7 protein-coding genes are annotated in these 7,272 nt (G+C 66.2%); 3 read left to right on the forward strand and 4 right to left on the reverse strand.

Going from position 1 to position 7,272, the window contains the following annotated elements; genetic code table 11:
* Positions 1-39: 39 nt before the first annotated feature.
* From QZ753_RS18785 to QZ753_RS18795, 3 genes are all read right to left on the reverse strand, one after another.
* On the reverse strand, positions 40-855 hold the full coding sequence (locus QZ753_RS18785) for a tyrosine-type recombinase/integrase (RefSeq protein WP_294645895.1): 816 nt from the start codon (positions 853-855) through the stop codon (positions 40-42).
* A gap of 54 nt (positions 856-909) precedes the next feature.
* Positions 910-1,488, reverse strand: a complete 579-nt coding sequence (locus QZ753_RS18790; RefSeq protein ID WP_367171527.1) for an Arm DNA-binding domain-containing protein — start codon at positions 1,486-1,488, stop codon at positions 910-912.
* Positions 1,489-1,735: 247 nt separating this feature from the next.
* Positions 1,736-2,827, reverse strand: coding sequence for a GGDEF domain-containing protein (locus QZ753_RS18795; RefSeq protein WP_294645897.1), 1,092 nt, complete (start codon positions 2,825-2,827; stop codon positions 1,736-1,738).
* A 227-nt stretch (positions 2,828-3,054) separates the two neighbouring features.
* On the opposite strand from QZ753_RS18795, the gene QZ753_RS18800 reads away from it, so the two are divergent.
* Both QZ753_RS18800 and QZ753_RS18805 read left to right on the forward strand, forming a co-directional pair.
* On the forward strand, positions 3,055-4,593 hold the full coding sequence (locus tag QZ753_RS18800) for a UxaA family hydrolase (RefSeq protein WP_294645898.1): 1,539 nt from the start codon (positions 3,055-3,057) through the stop codon (positions 4,591-4,593).
* A complete protein-coding gene (locus tag QZ753_RS18805) occupies positions 4,569-5,585 on the forward strand; it encodes a GntR family transcriptional regulator (RefSeq protein ID WP_294645900.1) in 1,017 nt (338 codons plus the stop codon). Before QZ753_RS18800 ends, QZ753_RS18805 begins: the two co-directional genes overlap by 25 nt.
* Here QZ753_RS18805 and QZ753_RS18810 read toward each other — a convergent pair.
* On the reverse strand, positions 5,570-6,199 hold the full coding sequence (locus QZ753_RS18810) for a cysteine hydrolase family protein (protein ID WP_294645901.1): 630 nt from the start codon (positions 6,197-6,199) through the stop codon (positions 5,570-5,572). The two genes, QZ753_RS18805 and QZ753_RS18810, sit on opposite strands and share 16 nt — an antisense overlap.
* Positions 6,200-6,367: 168 nt before the next feature.
* Here QZ753_RS18810 and QZ753_RS18815 point away from each other — a divergent pair.
* A partial coding sequence (locus QZ753_RS18815) for a nitrilase-related carbon-nitrogen hydrolase (RefSeq protein ID WP_294645902.1) occupies positions 6,368-7,272 on the forward strand: 905 nt, incomplete at its 3' end.

Consider the following 7,272-nt stretch of genomic DNA (forward strand, 5'->3'; position numbering starts at 1 on the left):
GCGAGGGAGCCGAGGACGTCCTCGACGAGGACGAGGATGTCATTCAGCGGCAGCACGTTCTCGCGCCGGGGCTTTTGATCGTCGTGCATTGTCGGCCTTCCTCGCCGTCGGCTTCGTACGACGCCGGCGCTTCTCCGCGAGATGGGCTCGCAGTGCCGGGACGTCGACGACGACCTTCGCGGCCGCCGCTTCGACGGCATCAGACCACACCTGCATGATCCGAAGCTTTTCATCGAGCTCGCGGTAGCGGTCGTAGTGGCGTGCCGTTGTGTCGTCGGTGCGGCCTTCGGAATGGTCAAGGATTAGAGATGCCGATCCGCGAGGGAAGCCGGCCTGCCGGATCGTCGTCGTGAATGCTCGGCGGACGTCGTGCGGGGATAAGGCGGCGTCGGGGAGTTCAGCGACGGCGTGCGTCAGGGAGCTCTCGTGCAGATGGGAGACCGGATCGCCACGACGGCGCGGGCGGACCTGCGGGAAGAGCCAGTCCGTCGTCGTCTCGACAGACAGGGCGCGTTCGAACGCGGCCAAGGTCGCCGGCGTCAGGGGCACCTCGTGATCCGGGATTGTCTCGCCGCGCCTGCCGACGCGGCGGTCGCCAGTCTTCAGGTCTTCGAGCGGGAGCCGCCATACGCTCCGGCCGTCCTCTTCGACGAGCATCGATCTCCGCGCCTGGACGACGGAGAATCTGCGCTGCGCGGTCAGTAGCGTGACTTCGATCGCCGCCGCCACGGATGGGTGGAAGACGCCGCAGCGTGCCATGGCGACGACGCGGCCGACGGCGTCGACGCTCGGTGTCCGTTCCGTGCGCCGGCCGGTCGAGACACGGCTGCGCTTCGGGGCACGGAGGGCGGACATGATGCCGGGCTCGACGCCGGATTGGGCGATGATGTGGTCGGAGGAGAGGAAGCTTCACATCGGCCTGAGGACGTTGGCCGTGTTCGTTGACTGCGTCTCGGCGCCGGCGTGAAAGACGTCCGCGACGACGACAGCGAGCTGCTGGCGCGTGATGTCTGCGACGGTTCGGCCGGCGAGCGGGACGAGGGCGGGATGGTGGAGGAACTGGCGGTAGCCGTTCGCGATCGCGGGGCGGAGGCGGCGGGCGGCGTCGGCGAGATAGGCGTCCCGGGCGTCTTCCCATAACCAGGTCTTCGGACGTTCGGGCTCGGGCGGGGCGGGCGGCGCCTCGTTGAGCCCGGCCTCCACACGTCGGGCCGCGACCCATGACGCATCGACGTTCTCGCCGCGCCGGAGAGCGTCCGTCGCATCGGACACGACTGACCGCGCCGTGGCGATCGACATACCCGGAAAGGAGCCGAGGAGGAGACGTCGAGGCTTCCCGTTCGCTTTCGTGCGGAGCCACCACGTAAGTCCGGTTGGGGCGTTTCGCAGGACGAGGCCGCGCTGCCGGCCATCCGAGACGTCCTGGGCGATGCTGCTCCGCTGCGCCTGCATACGTTCGAGAAGCTTCTGCGTGAGGTCCGTGGCCAACCTTGACCCCTTCTTGACACCTTGGCCGGCGGATCAAACGGATGCGACGGCGCGAAGGTAACCCTGCGACACATCCGTCGTGTGCAGGAAAGCCCGAAAACGCAGGAAATTCGCGAAGGAATGGTGAACGCGTAAAAATGGATTTGAAATTACAACGGCAGAATGGGGTTCAGGGGGGCGGAGGTTCGAATCCTCTCGCTTCGACCACTTCTCAGACAATCGATCTCGTGCCGAAGCCGTTTCGCCTTTACGCGACCCGGACCTGATTGCGGCCGTTTGCCTTGGCGAGGTAGAGCGCCTTGTCCGCGCGATCCACGGCAGCCGGAATGTCCGGCCCGCCGAGAGCGACTGCCACGCCGACGCTGACGGATATTCCGATCTCGACACCGTTCCAGGGGATCGGCTTCGCGCCGACCGATCGCCGCAGGCGCTCGGCAAACAAGGCAGCCTCGGCGCGCGCCGCGCCGGGAAGGACGAGCACGAATTCTTCGCCGCCGAATCGCGCGATATGGGCACCGACCGGAAGAAGAAGCTCCGCGCGCCGAGCGAAGGCGCCGAGCACGTGGTCGCCTGCCGCATGGCCATGTCCGTCGTTCACCCGCTTGAAGTGATCGAGATCGACGACGACGACGCCGGCGGGTCCGATGACCTGCTGCGTCTGGGCGACCAGCCCCGCCCGGTTGAGGACCTGCGTCAACGGATCGCGAAGCGCCTGCCGGGCGAGGGCGAAATTCGCGCGGTCCGCCTCCAACGCGAGGATCGCGGTCGTCAGCAGGATCGACGACACGTGGTCGACGACGAAGATCAGAACGACCGGCACGTCGGGCGGTAGAAGCGTCGGCGACAGCAGCGGCAGACACAGCGCGGCGGAGATCGCGAGGAGCGACAGGCCGATGACCTTGCGGATCGGGGATCGCCCGCGCGACATCGCGAGCACGTAGACGGCCATCGCCGCCTCGTGGATGGCATAGGCGATCGTGCTGCCTGTGTTGACGGACTCCTCGTCGAAACCAGCCGACCCGAGCAACACATGCGTCGCGACCGGCACGACCGCCATGACCATCATGAATGGCGTCATCGCGCTGCGCTGATCGAAGAGGCGAATGCCCACCCAGAAGAGCATGCCTCCGATCGACCACCCGAGCGGCGACCAGACGCTGCCGTACCGCCCGAAGTCGACGAAGCCGATCGACATTCCCGCGCAGACGAGAAAGCTGAGACCGAACAGGAGGTGGTGGATGCGCTCGCGATGCAGGAGCCAGCAGCTGACGAACACGACGCCGCACGTCAGGAAGACGACGGAGTCCGTGAACTGCAGGGTTGGGATCGAGAGGCTCATGAGGGTCGGCCTGTTGCGGTTCGCCGACAGTGGACGTGCGGAGTGAAGGGTTCCCTTCGACATGTCTCCTATTCGTCAGCGTCGTAAACCAATGGCTCCAACCGCCGCGCGCGAGCCAATCGTCTCGATGCGAAGCTCGACGCCGAGCAGCCAACGGATTGACTTCGGGCCGCAAGCCGGAAATGATCATTGCCGACAATATCCATTTTAAGTTTCGGAAGCTTGCCATGTCAGACGTGCTCGACGTCTCGCCCACCATTCGTCTCAACGCGGACGACAACGTCGTCGTGGCCCGGCGGACCATCGCAGCGGGCGAGCGGGTCGGGGTCGGGAGCATCGTCGCCAGAGCTGAGATTCCGAGCGGGCACAAGGTCGCCGTGAAGGCGGTTGAACAAGGCGGCCGGGTTCTGAAATACGGGCAGGTGATCGGATATGCGACGGCGCCGATCGAGCCGGGCGACCACGTGCATCTTCAGAATCTCGGCATGCTGGACAGCGAGGTCCACCACGAGTTCGCCGCCGACGCACGGCCGACACCGCTTCTGCCCGGGAGTGAACGCCGGACGTTCATGGGCTATTTGAGGACCGACGGTCAGGCTGGGACGCGCAACTACATCGGCATCGTCTCGTCGGTGAACTGCTCGGCCACGGTGTCGCGCGCCATCGCCGACCATTTCAATCGCAAGGGCGGGCTCGACGGCTTTCCGAACGTCGATGGTGTCGTGGCGCTGACGCATGGTCAGGGCTGCGCGCTGAACCTCAAGACCGAGGGTTACACCTATCTCGCACGCACCCTGAGCGGCTACGCGCGTAATCCGAACTTCGGCGGCATCCTGATGATCGGTCTGGGCTGCGAGACCAACCAGATCTCCTTCATCACCGAGAAGTACGGGCTGGAGGAGGGGCCGCTGATGCGGACCATGACGATCCAGCAGCTTGGCGGCACGCGTCGGACCGTCGAGGAAGCGAGCGCGATCATCAACGAGATGCTGCCGGTCATCAACGCCATCGAGCGCACTGAGCAGCCCATGTCAAAGCTGAAGCTGGCGCTCGAATGCGGCGGATCGGACGGGTATTCCGGCATCTCGGCGAACCCGGCCCTCGGCTATGCGTCGGACCTCCTCGTTCGCCATGGCGGCACGGCCTGCCTTGCTGAAACGCCCGAAATCTATGGCGCCGAGCATCTGCTGACCCGCCGCGCGGCGACGCCGGCGGTGGCGCAGAAGCTGATGGACCGCATCGACTGGTGGCGCGACTACACCGCGCGCCACGGGGCCGAACTGAACAACAACCCCTCGCACGGCAACAAGGCGGGCGGCCTGACGACGATCCTCGAAAAGTCGCTCGGCGCCGTCGCGAAAGGCGGCTCGATGCCGCTCGAGGCCGTCTACGAATATGCCGAGCCGATCGACCGGACGGGTTTCGTCTTCATGGATACGCCGGGATACGATCCCGTCGCCGTGACCGGGCAGATCGCGGGCGGCTGCAACATGCTGGTCTTCACCACGGGCCGCGGGTCCGTGTCGGGCTGGAAGCCGGTTCCGACCATCAAGGTGGCCACCAACAACGCCATGTACGAGCACATGAGCGACGACATGGACATCAACTGCGGCGGGATCGTCACCGGCGAAGAGACGATCGAGCAGTCCGGCACGCGGATGTTTGAGACGATCCTGGCCGTGGCGTCCGGCAAGCGGACGCAGAGCGAGATCTACGACTACGGCGACAACGAATTCGTGCCTTGGCAGCTCGGCGCAATCACCTGACGCCGGTGGAGCCGACCGAGGCGGGCGCCCGGCGCCCGACCTACGAACGAATTGCCGAGATCCTTCGCGCGGCACTGGAGGCGGAGCGCGTGCCGCAGGGCACGGTGCTTTCCGAGGTGCCTCTGGCGCGGCTGTTCGGCGCCGGACGATCACCCGTGCGGCAGGCGCTCGGCCGTCTTGAGGCGGACGGGCTCGTCAGCCGGTTCGATGGCCGCGGCTTTCTGGTCGGGCAGGAGACGCCGAGCCGGGTCGAGGTTACGCCCGCCATGCTCGGCCTGTGCGCGGATACGATCGGCCTTGTACATGCGCGCCAGGCTGACGCCCTCTACTACGGTGTCGAGCGCGAGCTGATCCTGCACTCGCTCCGGGGGCCTTCGCGCGTCAACGAACTGGCCCTCTCGCGCCATCTTCAGATCGGGCGGTCTGTCGCCCACGACATTCTGCTTCGGGCGCAGGCAGCAGGCATTCTCGAAAAAGGCGACAACTCCCGCTGGGTGATCCGCGAGCTCGGCGCCGAGCGGATCGAGCAGTTCTACGAACTGCGCATGCTTCTCGAACCCGTCGCCATCGCCCAGGCCGCCGGGCGTATCCCGGACGCGATTCTTGCTGAGATCGAGGAGCGGCATCGCATGGCCGCCGACGCTTGGACCTCGTCCGAAGCCGCAACGCTCGACCAGCTCGAGACCGACCTGCACGTGACCTGCCTCGGCTACGCCGCCAATCCGGAGATCACTGAAGCGTTGCGGCGCAGCCGGACGGTGCTGTTGTCCGGCAAGCACGTCCAGCGCGCCATCGGCCCGGCGGCCACCGTCGATCGCTTCGTCGACGAGCATCTGTCGGTGATCGAATGTCTGCGCCGGGGTGGGGGAGCCGAAGCGGCGGCGGCGATGACGCGCCACCTCGTGCTCGCACGCGACAAGGCCCTCGATCGTCTTCACGCTTTCCAGGCAATGCCGGGCGCCGCCGTTCAGGCCAGCTATATCGAAGGCTGAACGCCGGTCCATTCGGCGATGGCGGTCTCGGTCAGGACAGTCTCGATCTGCTGCCCGTAGCGCCGTCGGTAGACTGCCAGCATTGCATCGTGCATTTCGTCCGACGAGGAGCATAGCGCGTCGACGACCACGATGACGCGGTATCCCCGATCGACGCCACCGAGCACCGTGCCGAGGACGCAGACATCGGTTTCGCCGCCGGAAACGATCAGCGTGTCGACCTTGCGCTCTCGAAGGCGGCGGTCGAGATCCGGCTCGCACCAGGGCGAGTAGACGGTCTTGTCGACGAGCTCCGCCAGCGGTTCAAACCTTGCAAGTGCGGGGAGGAGGTCGACCATCTCGGCGCCCATCCGCTCCACCGTCATGGACTGCCAGCTTTCGTAGTAGCGCCGCCAGGTGCCTTCGCCCTGTCCCGGCCTCTCTGCCGGAATGAAACGCGTGAAGATGGTCCGGTGTGGCGCGGTCTCGCAGAGCGCTACGACGCGCGGCAGCACCCGCTCCATCCAGGGCGTGCGCCAGTCCGTGTTCTCGGCGAACATCCGCTGCATGTCGACGCAGAGATGTACGCAGTTCGCCCCGATCGGTCCGTGACGAAGCTTGAGATCGTCGGTCATGATCGTGTCCCTCTCCCGGGAAGGACGCGCACCGCGACCCCGCAGTTCCCGGCAAAACAAGGAGGCGGCTAAGGGGCGGCGGGCTCTGGAACGCGGCCCGCGAATCGGACTTAACCTCTCTGACGAGACCGATCCGCATTGGTCGCGCCTGAACATCGGAGCTTGCCCGTGGCCCTGTCGCTGACCCAACCCGAAGAACGCGCCCGGCGCTTCGCGTCTCTCCACACGCATGGCTTCGTGCGCGTCGCGGTTTCGACGCCGCGCGTCCACGTGGCGGACCCGGCTTCCAACGCGGACGCCATTTTGGCGGAGGCGCGGCGGGCGGCCGGCGAGGGTGTCGATCTCCTCGTCTATCCAGAACTCTCGCTTTCCGCCTATGCGATAGACGATCTGCACCTTCAGGATGCCCTGCTCGATCGTGTCGAGGAGGCGCTCGGACGCCTTCGGGACGAGACCGCCGACCTGCCGTCCGTTCTTCTCGTCGGGGCGCCGATCCGTCGCAACGGGCGCCTCTACAATTGCGCGGTCGCGATCTCGCGAGGGCGCATCCTTGGCGTCGTTCCGAAGATTTTCCTCCCGAATTATCGCGAGTACTACGAGAAGCGCTGGTTCGCATCCGGCCACGGGATCGTCGGCGAGGACCTGACGATCGCGGGCGACGTCGTGCCGTTCGGGACCGATCTCCTGTTCGAAGCCGAGGATCTCCGCGACTTCGTCTTCCACATCGAGATCTGCGAGGACTACTGGGCGCCGAACCCGCCCTCGATCCGCGGTGCGCTGGCGGGCGCGCTTCTCCTCTGCAATCTCTCGGCATCGCCGATCGTGGTCGGCAAGTCGGCCGATCGGCATGTTCTGACGGCCGGTCACGCAATGCGCTGCATGGCGGCCTACATGTATTCGGCGGCCGGAGCCGGGGAGAGCACCAACGACCTGTCGTGGGACGGGCAGGCGGTGATCTACGAGATGGGCGACCTTCTCGTCGAATCCGAGCGATTCGCCCGCGAGCCGCAACTAACGGTCGCGGACGTCGATCTTCAGCGCTTGCGGCTCGAGCGCATGCGCACGCCGACCTT

It is taken from the genome of uncultured Aureimonas sp., from assembly GCF_913775355.1.
In the GTDB taxonomy this organism is placed as follows: domain Bacteria; phylum Pseudomonadota; class Alphaproteobacteria; order Rhizobiales; family Rhizobiaceae; genus Aureimonas.

Excerpts from the sequence above, each read along its gene's own strand:
- QZ753_RS18785 (WP_294645895.1), bottom strand. The coding sequence starts at position 855 with ATGTCCGCCCTCCGTGCCCCGAAGCGCAGCCGTGTCTCGACCGGCCGG.
- QZ753_RS18795 (WP_294645897.1), bottom strand. The coding sequence starts at position 2,827 with ATGAGCCTCTCGATCCCAACCCTGCAGTTCACGGACTCCGTCGTCTTC.
- QZ753_RS18800 (WP_294645898.1), top strand. The coding sequence starts at position 3,055 with ATGTCAGACGTGCTCGACGTCTCGCCCACCATTCGTCTCAACGCGGAC.
- QZ753_RS18810 (WP_294645901.1), bottom strand. The coding sequence starts at position 6,199 with ATGACCGACGATCTCAAGCTTCGTCACGGACCGATCGGGGCGAACTGC.